16 protein-coding genes and 1 pseudogene are annotated in these 14,912 nt (G+C 49.3%); 13 read left to right on the forward strand and 4 right to left on the reverse strand.

Annotated elements, in window-relative coordinates; all coding sequences use genetic code 11:
* Nucleotides 1-562: 562 nt before the first annotated feature.
* Both CHB92_RS23850 and CHB92_RS23855 read left to right on the forward strand, forming a co-directional pair.
* Nucleotides 563-2,167, forward strand: coding sequence for a glycosyltransferase family 39 protein (locus tag CHB92_RS23850; RefSeq protein WP_089321752.1), 1,605 nt, complete (start codon nucleotides 563-565; stop codon nucleotides 2,165-2,167).
* 680 nt (nucleotides 2,168-2,847) lie between these two features.
* The gene (locus tag CHB92_RS23855) at nucleotides 2,848-3,441 is read left to right on the forward strand and encodes a LysE family translocator (RefSeq protein WP_089321753.1); all 594 of its coding nucleotides are present in this window, start codon (nucleotides 2,848-2,850) and stop codon (nucleotides 3,439-3,441) included.
* A gap of 426 nt (nucleotides 3,442-3,867) precedes the next feature.
* Here CHB92_RS23855 and purL read toward each other — a convergent pair whose 3' ends face one another.
* The 4 genes from purL to CHB92_RS26345 all read right to left on the reverse strand — a co-directional run bounded on the left by purL (nucleotide 3,868) and on the right by CHB92_RS26345 (nucleotide 8,671).
* Entirely contained in the window at nucleotides 3,868-7,551 is a 3,684-nt protein-coding gene (purL, locus tag CHB92_RS23860; RefSeq protein WP_089321754.1) for a phosphoribosylformylglycinamidine synthase, read from the reverse strand.
* A 292-nt stretch (nucleotides 7,552-7,843) separates the two neighbouring features.
* Nucleotides 7,844-8,176, reverse strand: a complete 333-nt coding sequence (locus tag CHB92_RS23865) for a hypothetical protein (RefSeq protein WP_089321755.1) — start codon at nucleotides 8,174-8,176, stop codon at nucleotides 7,844-7,846.
* A 25-nt stretch (nucleotides 8,177-8,201) separates the two neighbouring features.
* Complete coding sequence (locus CHB92_RS23870; protein ID WP_144266380.1) at nucleotides 8,202-8,444, reverse strand: hypothetical protein; 243 nt, start codon at nucleotides 8,442-8,444, stop codon at nucleotides 8,202-8,204.
* Between the two features lie 92 nt (nucleotides 8,445-8,536).
* Complete coding sequence (locus tag CHB92_RS26345) at nucleotides 8,537-8,671, reverse strand: hypothetical protein (protein WP_258179141.1); 135 nt, start codon at nucleotides 8,669-8,671, stop codon at nucleotides 8,537-8,539.
* Between the two features lie 367 nt (nucleotides 8,672-9,038).
* On the opposite strand from CHB92_RS26345, the gene CHB92_RS23875 reads away from it, so the two are divergent.
* The 11 genes and pseudogenes from CHB92_RS23875 to CHB92_RS26030 form a co-directional block, all read left to right on the forward strand.
* Nucleotides 9,039-9,620 carry a Crp/Fnr family transcriptional regulator gene (locus CHB92_RS23875; RefSeq protein WP_245842872.1) on the forward strand — a complete coding sequence of 194 codons (582 nt, stop codon included), beginning with the start codon at nucleotides 9,039-9,041 and terminating at the stop codon, nucleotides 9,618-9,620.
* Between the two features lie 73 nt (nucleotides 9,621-9,693).
* Nucleotides 9,694-10,113 carry a DUF4345 domain-containing protein gene (locus CHB92_RS23880; RefSeq protein ID WP_089321757.1) on the forward strand — a complete coding sequence of 140 codons (420 nt, stop codon included), beginning with the start codon at nucleotides 9,694-9,696 and terminating at the stop codon, nucleotides 10,111-10,113.
* A gap of 1 nt (nucleotide 10,114) precedes the next feature.
* Nucleotides 10,115-10,681, forward strand: a complete 567-nt coding sequence (locus CHB92_RS23885; protein WP_089321758.1) for a DinB family protein — start codon at nucleotides 10,115-10,117, stop codon at nucleotides 10,679-10,681.
* Between the two features lie 205 nt (nucleotides 10,682-10,886).
* The gene (locus CHB92_RS23890; protein WP_089321759.1) at nucleotides 10,887-11,504 is read left to right on the forward strand and encodes a YceI family protein; all 618 of its coding nucleotides are present in this window, start codon (nucleotides 10,887-10,889) and stop codon (nucleotides 11,502-11,504) included.
* Between the two features lie 165 nt (nucleotides 11,505-11,669).
* Nucleotides 11,670-11,879 carry a hypothetical protein gene (locus CHB92_RS23895; protein ID WP_089321760.1) on the forward strand — a complete coding sequence of 70 codons (210 nt, stop codon included), beginning with the start codon at nucleotides 11,670-11,672 and terminating at the stop codon, nucleotides 11,877-11,879.
* A 100-nt stretch (nucleotides 11,880-11,979) separates the two neighbouring features.
* Nucleotides 11,980-12,516 carry a hypothetical protein gene (locus CHB92_RS23900; protein ID WP_089321761.1) on the forward strand — a complete coding sequence of 179 codons (537 nt, stop codon included), beginning with the start codon at nucleotides 11,980-11,982 and terminating at the stop codon, nucleotides 12,514-12,516.
* 903 nt (nucleotides 12,517-13,419) lie between these two features.
* Nucleotides 13,420-13,581, forward strand: coding sequence for a hypothetical protein (locus tag CHB92_RS25950; RefSeq protein WP_179223148.1), 162 nt, complete (start codon nucleotides 13,420-13,422; stop codon nucleotides 13,579-13,581).
* A gap of 83 nt (nucleotides 13,582-13,664) precedes the next feature.
* Nucleotides 13,665-13,928, forward strand: coding sequence for a helix-turn-helix domain-containing protein (locus CHB92_RS23905; RefSeq protein WP_089321762.1), 264 nt, complete (start codon nucleotides 13,665-13,667; stop codon nucleotides 13,926-13,928).
* Nucleotides 13,929-13,945: 17 nt separating this feature from the next.
* Nucleotides 13,946-14,110 (forward strand): hypothetical protein, encoded by a 165-nt coding sequence (locus CHB92_RS26535; RefSeq protein ID WP_394341153.1) that lies wholly within the window; start codon nucleotides 13,946-13,948, stop codon nucleotides 14,108-14,110.
* Between the two features lie 103 nt (nucleotides 14,111-14,213).
* Nucleotides 14,214-14,531 (forward strand): transposase, encoded by a 318-nt coding sequence (locus CHB92_RS23910; protein ID WP_089321763.1) that lies wholly within the window; start codon nucleotides 14,214-14,216, stop codon nucleotides 14,529-14,531.
* A gap of 127 nt (nucleotides 14,532-14,658) precedes the next feature.
* Nucleotides 14,659-14,912, forward strand: a pseudogene (locus CHB92_RS26030) (hypothetical protein); the annotation flags it as partial.

Here is a 14,912-nt window from a genome sequence, read left to right on the forward strand (position 1 = left end):
ATTTGTTCCGGAACGGGCGAGGTGCCAGTTGGTGCAAACAGAAGAGCCAAAACTTACAGGAATAACAGAAGACGTTTGGATAGGTCTAACGCTTACGTTGTCTGAGCAAGTTGTACTGGTTAAGTGGGGCCAGGGGAGAGTTGGCTGATAAGCTAACACCAGAATACTTTCGGCAAGCATATTTGTACTTTTGGCTGCTATGGCACAAATCTACCCATGAAATAGCACTGCAGCTTAAAATTTAAGGGACGACATTCGCTACATCTTCCAACTAGTCTTATCTTTATGGGTTTGAAACACTTGTCTCAGGAGCGAAGGGGCCTTTATGGCTTCTGTCAGCTGCAGAGCTTACAATAAAGCTGTTCCTGATGCTGTTGTTTTATTACGTCTTATGAAAGGTTCTATATTCAAAGTACCTGAATTAGGTATGTGCTCGATGACAAATAGGGGGAATTAGCGCAGATGCGACTCTCAGGGTACAGCAGACGGTAATAAATTAAGTAAAACTTCTTTATAAAATTCAAAACAGGCGCTTAAGCCATACGCAGAAACCACACAATTCATGACTAAATGGTACACCGGTAAGCAGGCTCAGGCTGGGACGCTGCTTATCTTCTTTGCCCTGATTTACCTCATCAGGCTTTTGACGGCCCAGAGCATGGGTTTGATGCCACAGGATGCCTATTATTACTATTACGGCGAGCACATAGCCCTCTCCTATTACGATCATCCCCCCATGATCGCATATTTGCTGCGATCCTTTACAGAGTTGTTCGGGAAGAGCGAGGAAGTGATCAAACTTGCCGATTTTACGGTGACAGCCTTTTCCCTGCTTGCCTTCTATTTTCTGGCCAAGCAGTTCCTGTCAGCCCGTAAGGCGATGCTCACGCTTCTCCTGTTAGGGTCCACGATCATGATCACGAACCTGTCTATTGTGTCATTGCCTGATGTACCGCTTGTACTTTTCTGGACGCTTTCCCTGCTGCTGCTGTACAAGGCAATATTTACAGAAAAAGGATATTACTGGGCGATGGCAGGCGTTAGCATCGGCCTGTCTTTTAACAGTAAATACACGGCGGTTTTTCTCCTTGGTGGGCTGGTTCTCTTCTTACTGGCATCGCAGGAACACAGGAGGCTGCTCTTTTCAAGGAAACTGCTGCTAACCCTTGTGTTTTTTACGGTAACCATCTCGCCTGTGGTGATCTGGAACCTGCAGAACGATTTAGCTTCCTTCCGGTTCCAGTCGAGTAGCAGGTTCAGCACGATCGCGGCATTAAACCTAAGCCCGAAGTACTTCTTCGGAAACATTGGCCTGCAACTTTTGCTGCTCATGCCCGTGTTTTTTGTGGCCATGTTTGCTGTCTTCTGGAAACTGAGTAAGAAGGCTTTTATCCGAAGGAGCCTGCCGAACAGCAAAACACTGTTCCTGCTTTGTTTTTCGTTGCCGATCGTCGCTTTCTTTTTTGCCCTTTCTACCGTGTACCTCGTGAAGTCTAACTGGTTGATGCCTGCCTATATCGCAACGGCTATACTGGTGGGGATGTATCTTATGGAGAAACAGCTAAAGTATCATCTGGGTATATCCATTGTGCTGCATGTTATCCTGCTGATACAGGTGGTTTATTACCCGATACCGGTAAAATCAGACGACACCTGGTGGGGCTGGGAAAAGCTGGCCGCAGAAGTGAGTGCCCTGAAGCGCAATTATCCGAATCACTTTATTGTGTCGGATGACGGATATAAGACTTCTGCTGTACTCAATTTCTATCTTACAGAGGACGTGTACGCGGGTAACGTTATTGGCAAGCACGGGCTTCAGTTCTCGCTCACAAACGCTAACCTGGAGCATCTGAAAGGGAAAGACGCCCTCTTCATAGACTCGAAAAGTAGCTTCGACGACACGCTCCGGTCAAACACGGTGAATGAAGAACTGCAGGTCTTTTTTGAAAAGGTAACGGAGCTGCCTCCAATCGTGCTGAACGACGAAGACGGAGAGCCGCTCCGGAAGTTTCTGGTGTTTGAATGTCAAGGCTATAAGCAGGAGATACTTGCCACCTTAAAGGAAGGTAATCTAAAAGAGGTCACACAGGCTAAAATAAAAGTAGCTCCTGCTTTGCCTAAAGGCACTCCAGCAAGGCCACCTAAGCAAGAAGAGCATACCTTATAAACCTGCTGGAATCCCTATCGGGCAAGTGGAAGTTGCTGATTTTCCGTAACGCCACAACAGGGCCAACACGCTTGTTTGCCTGTTGCGCCAGATGCCGGAGGCAAACAAGCAGTCCCTCTCCGAGGCTTTGCGCGAGATAGAGGAACTGGGCCTGTTGGAACGGAAGGTGGTCAGGTAAAACCCCTGAGTTGGCAACCTGCTTTAGGCCAGGCCTATTTTACTTAACTTTCCCTGTGTTTGTGGAGCTTTTTGGGATAGCTGCAGTTGTGCCTGCTTCCTGTACGTGACCAGCCTTTTGGGGTGTTGCTTTGCTTGCTCGGTCTTGCAGCCACTGTGTTACCTGACGGGGTGTGGCGTAGAGATACATCGGTTCCATTTTCTTACAAATTTTGGGGTTGATTTTCTTTTTTCACCCAGAGGACGTGTAGCAGATCCAAAAGACGCAGGTCCGTTGATTTTTTCTACAGGGAATCGGAATTAGAAATAGAGTAAACAGAAACTTTTGGAGCACTATCCCGGAGTGTGTCCTGCTTACCCGTTTAAATCTTCTGTTGTAAAAGGTAACTTATGTTTGGGCCCTGAAGCGGGGCCGAAGTGGCACCAGCGCCATGCAAAAGAAAAAGCGGATCTGCGTCTTTTAGCCTTGATCTCCGTCATCAGGTAAACAAAAGAACACAGGTATGAACACAGCACTGTCCTCTTTCATCTTCGGCCTCACCATTGCCATATCCATTGGTCCAATAGCCTTGCTTATCATCAACAGAAGCATAAACTGCGGACTGCGTAACGGGGTTCTGTCCGGAGCTGCCGCCGCTTTTGCAGACCTGACTTACGGGATTGTTTCCTTTTCAGTGGGCTCGGCCCTTTATGTGCTGCTGGAGCATGAAGCCTTGCTCCAGCGCATTGCTTCTGCTGTTCTTATTCTGTTTGGTGCTTGGATGCTGCTGGGTGCTATCAGGAGCAGAAACACCCTCCAGCTAATGTCTGATGCTCCTTGCAAGGGTGTGTTTGCCTCTACTTACGCCCTCACCATGGCCAACCCGCTGACGATTCTTGCCTTTACGGGCTTCGCCGCGCAGTTTGCCATGACTGATTTCCAAACTATTGTCGTTAATTCCATCGCTCTTTTTGCAGGCAGCCTGATCATTCAAATCACACTGGCTCTTTTTGGAAGTGCTTTGAGGACGTACATCAGTCATCCAGCAGTCATCTTTTACTTAAACATACTCAGTGCTTGCTTGATTATTGGGTTAGGCCTGATGAAGGTGATGTAACAGGAAAATTTCTACGATTTAGAAGCACCCGCCGTTTTCTGCAAAATTGCGTTGTACAAGGAAGCCAAGTTTTGTTATATGTAGCGGTAACAGTTTTAAGCCAAATATATGGTCATGATCTCTGATTTGATTCGCTGTTGAAGTAAGCAGTAATAGAGATGCAGATAGCAGATTGTTGACTGTGCGGAAAGCCAGGGCTGTAGGGGGCTCAGCAAATCAATTCACCTATTCCAGTTCGCCGGACTTTGCCACCGTTTACCGCGGACTGTACAAGCTGGTTATAAGTGTGCTGTCAGTATTTGCTGCTGGTTTGCTCTTATTTAAAGTATGGGCAACAAGTGTAAGATGATACGCTCGTCGTAGAATAAGAAAGCCGCCCCATATCAAACGGAGCGGCTTTCTTGTTGTAATGTCCTAAAGTAGGGGCTATTTTCCGTTAGTTTCGAGCCACTTTCTAGCGTTCACAAAAGCTTCCATCCACGGCGATACTTCGTCGTGACGGCCTTTCGGGTAATGTGCCCACTGCCACTGCAGGAGCGAGCGCTCGATGTGCGGCATCATCACCAGGTGCCGACCTGTTTCATCGCAGATCATAGCGGTGTTATAGTCAGAGCCGTTCGGGCAAGCCGGGTAGCCATCGTACGCGTACTTCGAAACAATCTGGTAAGTATCTTCGGTATGCGGCAGGCTAAAGCGACCTTCCCCGTGCGATACCCAGACACCCAGTGTAGTGCCGGCCAGGCTGGAGAGCATCACCGATTTGTTTTCCTGGATAGTCAGGGACGTGAAGATGCTTTCGTGCTTTCCGCTAGCATTATGCAGCATTTGCGCCTTCTGATCATGCCCCATCGTGATGAAGCCCAGCTCCACAAACAGCTGACAGCCGTTACAGATACCTACCGATAAGGTGTCTTCGCGCTTAAAGAAGTTCTCGATGGCGGTTTTTGCCTTCTCGTTATACATAAAGGCTCCTGCCCATCCTTTGGCCGAACCCAAAACGTCAGAGTTAGAGAAGCCACCCACCGCACCGATGAACTGAATATCTTCCAGGGTTTCCCTGCCGGAGATCAAGTCCGTCATGTGCACGTCTTTTACATCGAAGCCTGCCAGGTACATGGCATTCGCCATTTCACGCTCGGAGTTACTTCCTTTCTCGCGAATGATAGCTGCCTTTATTCTTGGTTTAGAAGGATCAATCACCGGCTTCTTCCCATCAAATCCTTCCGGGAATTTGTAGATCAACTCCTGCTTCTTGTAGTTGTTAAAGCGCTCTTTGGCACTAACCGGGCCGCTTTGCTTGATGTCCAGCAGGTATGATGTTTTAAACCAGGTATCTCTAAGCTGGGCAATGTCGAAACTATAAGCATCAGCTCCGTTTTTCAGCTCAAGCGTAGCCGTAGAAGTGCTTGTTCCTATTTTGTGGAACGGAACATTGTTGGCCTGTAGAGTAGCTTCCACATCTGAAGATGCCTGGAACACCACGCCGATGTTCTCAGCGAAAAGTACTTTCACGCTGTCCGCCTCACCAAGCGAGGAAAGATCGATAGAGGCACCCAGGTTATTGTCGGCAAAGCACATCTCCAGCAGGGTTGTGATCAGACCACCGCTGCCAATATCGTGTCCTGCTTCTATCTTGCCTTCTTTAATCAAGCCTTGCAGGGTGTTGAAGGCGTTCTTGAACAACGCAGCATCGGTAATATCTGACGTTTCGTTGCCGATCTTGTTTACTACCTGCGCAAAAGACGAGCCGCCTAGCTTGTAAGCGTCGTTGGAAAGGTTAATGTAGTAGATGTTGCCACCATCCCGCTGCAACACCGGCTCCACTACATGGCGTACATTACTGCAGTTTCCGGCAGCTGAAATGATCACCGTACCAGGCGCTATCACTTCCTCGTCCTTGTACTTCTGCTTCATAGAAAGCGAGTCTTTCCCTGTCGGAATGTTGATGCCCAGGGCAATCGCAAAGTCTGAACAGGCTTCCACTGCTTTGTACAGACGGGCATCTTCTCCTTCATTCTTCGAGGCCCACATCCAGTTGGCCGAAAGCGAAACGCTCTTTAAGCCATCCTTTAAAGGAGCCCAAACGATGTTCGACAAAGATTCGCCAATGGCATTGCGGCTACCTGCTGCCGGATCGATCAGAGCTGAAATAGGGGAGTGTCCAATAGAGGTAGCCACACCTTCTTTACCCTGGAAGTCCAGCGCCATTACTCCGCAGTTGTTCAGTGGTAACTGCAGCGGACCAGCACATTGCTGCTTCGCCACGCGGCCGCCCACGCAACGGTCTACTTTGTTGGTGAGCCAGTCTTTACAGGCTACTGCTTCTAATTGTAATACCTGCTCCAGGTACGTATGCAGCTGGTTTTTGTCGTAGCTTACCGGCTGGTACGATCTGTTAAGGGACTTGTCGGTCATCACCACTTTTGGTGAGCTGCCAAACATGTCGCTCAGCTCCAGGTCCATTGGCTTTACACCGGAGGATGCTGATTCAAAGGTAAAGCGGTGGTCACCGGTCACATCACCCACGGTATACATCGGAGCACGTTCACGGTCCGCTATCTTTTGCAGGGTATCAATATCCTTTTCGCCGATCACCAAGCCCATACGCTCCTGCGATTCGTTACCGATAATCTCTTTCGCAGAAAGAGTAGGGTCACCTACAGGCAGTTTATCAAGATCTATTTTACCACCAGTTTCTTCCACCAACTCTGAAAGGCAGTTCAGGTGGCCGCCCGCGCCATGATCGTGGATGGAAACGATGGCATTGTGCTCGCTCTCCACCATACCCCGGATAGCGTTCGCAGCGCGTTTCTGCATCTCCGGGTTAGAGCGCTGGATGGCATTTAACTCAATGCCAGTTCCGTGTTCACCCGTATCGGCAGAGGATACTGCTGCGCCGCCCATCCCGATGCGGTAGTTTTCACCACCTAGGATCACAATCTTATCGCCGGTTTTCGGATGCTGTTTCTGCGCCTGGCTTGCTTTGCCGTAGCCGACGCCACCTGCCAGCATGATCACTTTGTCGTAGCCCAGTTTTCTCGGTGCCTCTACTGCATCTGCTTTCTCGTCGTGCTCAAACGTTAGAACTGAACCTGTAATTAAGGGCTGTCCGAATTTGTTTCCGAAATCAGTAGCACCGTTCGAAGCTTTGATCAGGATATCCATTGGCGTTTGGTACAGCCAGTTTCTTTCCTGTGTAGCCTTTTCCCAGGGGCGGTCTTTTTCCAGGCGCGACAGCGCTGTCATATACACAGCTGTACCGGCAAGCGGAAGTGCTCCCTGGCCACCAGCCAGCCTGTCTCTGATCTCGCCACCAGACCCGGTAGCGGCACCGTTAAAGGGCTCTACCGTCGTCGGGAAGTTGTGCGTTTCTGCTTTTATAGAGATAACCGATTCAAAATCGCTCACCTGGTAAAAGTCAGGCACATCGGCACGTTTAGGGGCAAACTGCTGCACCACCGGCCCTTTCACAAAGGCTACGTTGTCTTTATAGGCCGAAACAATATCGTTCGGATTTGCTTCAGAGGTTTTGCGGATCAGTTTGAAGAGGGAAGCCGGTTTCTCTTCGCCGTCTATCACAAACTTTCCATTGAAGATCTTGTGGCGGCAGTGCTCGGAGTTCACCTGCGAAAATCCGAATACTTCAGAATCGGTCAGTGGTCTGCCTAATCTTTCGGAGAGCTGGTCTAAATACGAAACTTCTTCCTCGCTAAGCGAGAGTCCTTCCTGCTTGTTATAGGCGGCAATATCCGTAACGGGCAAAACAGGTTCAGGCTGGATATGAATGTTGTAGATATCCTGATCTAGCCCTTGGTACTTTTGAGAAAGCATCGGGTCATAATCAGAGAAATCTTCTGCTACGATCTTAAATTCTTCGATCCGGATAATCCCCTCAATGCCCATATTTTGGGTGATCTCCACGGCATTGGTACTCCATGGCGTAATCATGGCAGCGCGAGGGCCAACAAAAAAGCCACTCAGCGCAGTTGCTTGCTTTAGAGTGGCGTTGCCGAATAACCATTCCAATTTTTGGATGTCAGTAGAGCTTAGTTCCCCCTCGCTTTGTAAGGCGTAAACTGTATCAGGCTGGCTAAAAAAGAAGTGAAGCATGCTTGTTTTTTTTCAAGCCACAAAGTTACCGTTAAATTTTAAAAATTAGGCATGCTGCCTCAGGTATAGAGACATTTCTGCTTGCCTTTTCCTGAAACTATGTTTACAAAGCTGTCCAAGCAAAACGAGAGGACAGCGGGGCAAAAAGAACCGTCAGTAGTGCGCTCTGAAGGCCTGTGAGCTTTCAGGTATTGCCTTGTCTTTAAGCAAGGCCAAGTTGCACGCAACAGAACAGGTCTTGCTACTGACCGTGCTGTAAGGCTTGCGGGTAACATGGGCAGAAAATAGTCCCCTACCGTAGAGTTGCCTCCCCGTTTTTCCTTAGGTCCAGCGCTACATTTTCCAAGCCATGATGCTTGATGACCTGAAAGCAGGAGTCAGTAAAAGCTTTTGACTTCGGTACATTGCCGTACGAGTTGATCTCTACCACAGCCAGGCTTGGCTCCGGGTAAAGACGTAGCCGGTGGTTTTGCTTTGTGGCTTTGATTATCAGCTCCAGGAGCTCCTCTTTTGTAATACCCTGCAGTTGCTCCTGCGCTACTCTTTCCCCTTGCTTAAACGCAATGCTGCTGACAGAACCCCGGTGGCCGTAAAGCCACAGCACGTAACCGAACAGCCGCGGCAAGCTAGCGTTCGCATACGCATCCCCGTCAGCTGATACGAGGCTCCTTGTTGATGCTCAGGATCTCATCTCCTCTTTTGATGGTGCCCGCGGAAGAAGGATTGCTCTTGCAGTACAGCCTGTTATCGATGGTGGCTATCTCTAAAGGAAAGAAAGTGCCGCCTGCTCGCACATACTCCTCCAAGTCCTCGTTTTTGAGTTCTACGCTTACAGAGGTGTGCCCGTCTTTGAAACTAGTCACGAAAGGGGCCACCAGCCGATAGAACTCCATCCTGTCCATTGGCCTGTTTATGCTTTTGCTGATTTGCCGGAAATGCTCATCAATTTCTGCCTTCTCACAATGGGCATATAGCTTAGAATGGTTTAGCTGGAGTTGCTCAGTAGTTCCAGGTCCTGTTGCAATAGCCGGGGATCAATGCCTTGGCCATCGGAAGCAGGACTTTGCGCTAAAACCACGGTAGAGAGCAGGAGGCAGATAAGGCATAACGTTTTTTTCATAGTAGCTTAAGTTTAGGTTCTCTAAAAGTGTTATCAGGGACTACCGTCTTCGGCTGACATGGCCGCTTCCAAATCAGACCGATAAAGGAGTAATGATGATCTCGATAAAGTCTCTTAAAAGTTTTATAGGGCATGTGCGCGCAGCTAAACATTAAACCCTGGGGCTAAGTGCTGACAAGTTTTCTCGTGGCTTCAAATAAATATTACAGAACAAAGTGGGGAGTGCTGGCACGTCCTACCCATCTCTGGCTATCCCTGTTTTACAGTCCAGGAAATCGTGAATGCCCCGTTTGCCCTGCTTCTGAATTTGGGGATTTTATTACATTGGCAGATATTGCAGCATCTCAGTGTATGTATTGGTAACAAGGTGGAAGAACTTCAGAAATTAAAGCAGCTGGTCAGCGCTATTCGTCCTTTGCCTGAAGCGGATTGGGAGGCTTTTTCTGCTGCCTGGATACCGCACCAAGCAAAAAGAAAAGAAACCCTTACTGCAGCAGGGGAAAAGGAGAACTATCTCTACTTCGTGGCAGAGGGGGTGCAGCGCGTATATTATTTCGATGACCAGGACCGGGAGGCAACCCTTGTCTTTACCTACGCCCCTTCGTTTGGCGGGGTGCTCGACGCCTTCATGCTGCAGCAGCCCGCACGCTACTATTATGAGACACTAACGCCTTCTGTTTTCTTAAGGACTCCGTTTCAGGACTTGCAGCGGCTCATGCAAACCAGGCCAGCGATTGAAGCCATGATAAGGGAAGGCTTGTCCCATAGTCTGTCAGGCTTGCTGGAGCGCCTTGTTGAGTTGCAGTGCTACACCTCAGAAGAGCGGTTCAAAAAGCTCCTGCAGCGCAGCCCCCACATTCTGCAGCTTGTTCCCCATAAGTACCTGGCCAACTACCTGGGTATCGACCCCACAAATTTCAGTAAGCTGCTCAACAAAGTGAGGATCTAAATCTTGGTATTTACCAAGAATCAGCTTTTTCCGGCGCGCCATCTTTGTAACGTTAACTCAAACATAAAACGTTATGAAGACACAGCAAATCTTAACCGTAGCCTCTAAGGGCTTTATTCTCCTGTCGGCGCTAGGCCTGCTCTCTGTGAGCACCATGGCCTTTGCGGACCCACAGGCTGTTATGGACCTGGTAAATGTGAAACTCACCAACACCGATGCCTTCAGTTCGATCCGGGGCGTGTACGGCGGCGTGGGGCTCACCCTGTTTATCAGTTTGATCTACCTGATGCTGCGTGACACGCAGAAAGGACTGGTGTTTTTATGTCTGCTCTGGGGATTTTACGCTTTGTCCCGCACCGTTACAATTTTTGCAGAAGGATCATTGGGTAGCTTCGGTAACCAGTGGCTGGTAACGGAGTCAGTTTTATTTGTACTGGCTGTTGTATTGGCCTTTGCCTGCAGTAGACCTGCCTTAACCGGAAAAGCAAACTAACATGAAAGCTGTAAACCAGGGGCAACTGCTGGAAAAGCTCGAAGCTGAAGTGGAGCGGCAACTACAGGAAACGATAAAGGTGTTCCAGAATCTTACAGAGGAGGAACTCCTGAAGCCGGCGGCTAACGGAGGGTGGAGTATAGCGCAGTGCCTGGCACACCTCAACAGTTACGGGGACTATTACCTGCCCCGCATCAAAGCCGGTCTTGAGAGCCAAAGGGACGTGTCCACGGCTGAAACCTATAAAAGCAGCTGGCTCGGCGTTCTCTTCACCCGGATGATGGATCCTGCAACAGGCAAAAAGAAATACAAGTCCATTAAAGAGCACACACCACCCACAGAATTAGATGCCTATGCTGTGGTAGGCGAGTTTGTCAGGCAGCAGGAAGCACTTCTAGCATACCTTAGACTTTGCCAGAAGACAGATCTGGGCAGCATACAAATTCCGATCTCTGTTTTGAAGTGGCTGCATCTTAACCTGGGAGACATCCTGCAGTTTCTGGTGGCCCACAACCAACGGCACATGTGTCAGGCCAGAAAGAGCGTGTTCGCATCTGCCGGCCAGTAACCCGCTCATCACGGACTGTGCTTGCTTTCCTCTTTACTCAAGGGAAGCCGATCAATAGCCGCAGCACAGGTTTTCTACTGCATCAAATTATTTATTTAAACACCAGCGTGCCTTTCATGTGATGGTGCTTCCTGGAAGGAAGCGTATCGCACATCAAGTTATTACTTACTAAGAAATCTTATATAAACTTCAATAACATTAGAAAATGAAAAAGTCGTATTTATCTCTAGCAGTTCTTTCAGTTGCCTTATGCTTTACCAGTTGCGATGAGGTGGCTATAAACAAAGCTACATTCGCCCTGGATGAAGAGCTTTCTGTGGTGGAGTGGAAAGGGTACAGCCCAACTGTTTACCACCACGGGGCCTTCGCGGTAGAAAGCCAGGGGATTGAAGTGGTTGACGGCAAAGTAAAAGGCGGTGTGTTCTCTATCCCGATCGCTACGATCCAGAATTTCGATTTACCCGATGAGATGAAACCGGTACTGCTGGAACACCTGAAAAGCCCTGACTTCTTTAACATAGCCCTGCACCCGAGTGCAACTTTCAAGATCACCAACGTGAAGTCTTTGGATGCACCTGTAAACGGAGCTACGGAGGGGGCAAACTATACGGTGACAGGCGATTTCACCATGTTAGGGCAAACGCACGCCATTACATTCCCGGCACAGATTGAGACTGATTCGGGAGGCTTAAGAATTCTGGCCGACTTCCAACTGGACCGTACCATGTGGGGCATGAACTACGCTGCCGATCCAGCGCTGGGAGAACATCACATCCTGCCAAAGGTGGATATCAAACTAAACCTGGTGGCGCACAAAGAATAAAAGGCAGTGGGCTATGCTGTATGAGGACGGAATAGGTATGGCAGCAAGGGGTGGGGGTGAGGTGAGGTGCAAGATAACTATCCAGGCAAACTGCCTTACTGCCCCAATATGAAGGCAGTCAAAACCAGCGTATAACGCACCTCCTTTATCACCCGCACGCACGAGTTGGTGAACCAGGGTGAGTCCTACCTGGATGCCCTGGAGCTGCCTACGCTTGCCGTCAACAGCAAGAACGAGGGCGAGTCGGAATCTAAAGTGTGGGCAATCAGTCAGCTGAAGGTGAAAGGCGAGGGGGAGTCCGTGATGTACTACACGGGGTTCCCCATCGTGAACAAGGAGCTGAAAGGCTCCTCCCGTCTAATCCATCTCCCATAGGGTAGGGCAGAGGCCACTAAGAAAAGCATGTGCCTTGCGAACAGTTCTGGTGTGTCTGCCCGGCATGTAAAAGGAGTTGCTCTTTAGTGGTTGTATTTTTGTGGCAGTAACAAAGCTGGGTTTTGCCTGGCTTTACCTAAACGAAGACACCATGAAGCACGCCGCACTTACTTATTTGCTATCCCTGTTGGTCCTGGTGTTTGTCACCGGCTGTGCCGGCACGCGTTACCCTGTGAGAGACTACCCCTATCCTCTTCCGCGTGACGACAGGGACTGGGAAAAAAGAGACAAGGACTGGGAAGAGCGAGACAGAGACTGGGAAGAGAGGGAGAGGGACAGAGACAGGGATTGGGAGGACAGAGGCAGAGATAGCAGGAGGGAGAACGGCCGCAGCTACCCTTTCAGCGCACTCGATATTCCAAGAGGCCACTTGCCTCCTCCAGGCGAGTGCAAGGTGTGGTTCCCGGGTAAACCGCCGGGGCACCAGCCGCCGCCGCAGTCCTGCTCCTCCGCCCTGCGCAACGCCCCTCTGGGTGCCTGGGTGATATCGCATGAGGGCAGCCGCTACAGGGTCAGCATCTTCAACCGGAACAGGCGGAACATCATCGATGAGGTCCGGTACTATTTGGCAAATTAGTTCTCTTTGCCCACTGTTGCTCTGTCACATGTGGCTGGCACTGCTAAACCAAAAGGGAGAGGCTCCTTAAAGCGAGGGGCTTCTCCCTTTTTTGAGCGTTCATCTGCAAATATTCCGTTACCGACCATCTCATACAACGGATGTAGCCGAAGCAGTCTCTCTTCTCCAGATGAACAGGAGGTTCCTGCCGGTAATCTTGAGGCGGATCAATGCTGTGTTGCTGGTACATGTGCAGGTAGAAGGTGCCTGCGTTGGATGCGTTTCGTAAACGGGCATTTAGCAGTATGGGGAAACTGCTCGTTGCCTCTGTCCCTGTCCTACCGTCTCCAAAACTAACCGTTAGTTGAAGGAGATGAGTAGGTGAGGCCTTTATATGGATATGGACGTAGCGTCTTTTACTTGTTGTGAGGCGTACCAAATAACATAAAGCAGGGGAGGACCACCAATGGATATAGACAGACAATAGCTGCTGTGATGCCTTTCGCCGGGCTTATGAGGTGAATGACCGAGTGGTAAGTGTAAGAGCAGAAGCTTTCGTGTCCTAAGCGCATGCTAAAAGATTGCCAGTTTTAACTGGATGCCTTTTATGTTGGACAAAGGAGTGATTGTTCGAACCTTTAGAGCAAGATTTGCATCTTATGGTTCGTTACCTGAAAATTTGTAAGCGGGTTATTTCTACCCTTTCATGCCGCAAGTTAGCGTGGAGCGGAAACTTGTTGCCAAAATGGTTCACATTATTCAAAAAACCACAGCTAAGTTATCCTGATTCAAAAAAAACCATTCATCCTGTTACCCCCAACGCAGAAAATGATTTAATTTACGTTAAAGCGTATAAACAAGACAGCCATGGAAATTAGGGCTTCGTGAGGCCAAAAGATTAGTTACAAATAAATTAATTTAACTATGAGTACCAGATCAAGAGACCAGCAAAAGAAGCAGCGCCAAAAAGAATTCATGGAAAGAAAAGCACATCAGGAGTCTCTTAAAGCTGCGGCAAAAAAAGCTAAAAGCGATTCATCTGGAAAAGATGATGAAATTGAAAGGAACCCCAAAATCGAAGCCTAGTACTCCAACAACTTAATTAATAGAACTGTTTTAGGTACTCGAGCTGTTGATGTAGAAAAAGCTAGAGAGCTAAGGACGGAGAAGTGAGCTTATCAACAGCAGAAAGGGAATCCCTGCAGGGAATTCTCTGCAAAGGCAAGCATGTAGCCAGGAAGATAAAGAGAGCCAGGGTGCTGCTTCTCCTGTCACAGGGGGCCACTGCTGAGCAGGTGGCTGATAAGTCCGGGGCAGCCCTTTCCACTGTCTATAAGATATGGAACAAGTACCTGGAAGAGGGAAGGGATGCTGAGAGGGCTGTCACAGAGAAGCCCCGCCCGGGTAACCGCCAAAGCTCACTGACGCGGTAAAGGCCCATATCACGGCCATCGCCTGCAGCAGCCCTCCAGCAGGCAGGAGCCAGTGGAGCCTGCGGATGATAGCAGACAGGCTAGTGGAGCTGGGGTGCGTTGAGGGCATCAGCACGGAGGCGGTGAGAAAGTACCTGAAAAAAAGCTCATCAAGCCCTGGCAGAAGAAGTGCTGGGTCATAGGTGAAATAGATGAGGAGTACCTGCAGCGAATGGAACGGGTTCTGGACACCTACCACAGGGAAGCTGGGCGGGCGGAAGTGAGGCTGTGCCTGGATGAGAGGCCGTGCCAGCTGCTCGAGCAGGTAAGGGAGTCTTTGGCGGTGAAAGAGGGCAGGGCTTCAGGGAGGACAGCGAATACAGGAGAAAGGGCACCTGCAATATCTTCCTGGCCTATGACATAGACAAGGGCGTTCGCTACACCAAGGTAACAGAGAGGAGGGCAAAGCAGGATTACGCCCTTTTCGTAGATGAGCTCCTGGCGGAGCATTACCCTGATGCTGAAAAAGTAACGATCGTGCAGGACAACCTGAATACCCACTGCTATGGTTCCTTCTTTACCGGACTGCAGGAGCTAAGGGCTTGGGAGTTGAGGAAAAGGTAAGCCTCTGCTTTACTCCCAAACATGCCAGCTGGCTGAACCAGGCAGAGATAGAGTTCTCCGCCCTAAGCAGGCAGTGTCTCAGGAAAAGAACAGGTTCAATAGAGGAAATGGAGGGGAAGGTAACTGCATGGCAGCAGATGAGAAACCAACAAAAGGTGAGCATCTCCTGGAGCTACACCACAGAAGATGCCCGAAAAACGTTTGGCAAGTTCTATCCAGAAAAGGCCTCTATGAATTAAATTGTTGGAGTACTAGCAACAGGTTGTTAGCTATAAGCCATGTACAAAATTCCATACACACAACTATGAAAGATGCCCAGAATTTATTGCCACACCGCGAACCGTTCCTGTTTGTCGATACTATTCTTTTTAGTAACGAGGA

The sequence above is a fragment of the Pontibacter ummariensis genome, from assembly GCF_900188175.1.
Lineage (GTDB): Bacteria > Bacteroidota > Bacteroidia > Cytophagales > Hymenobacteraceae > Pontibacter > Pontibacter ummariensis.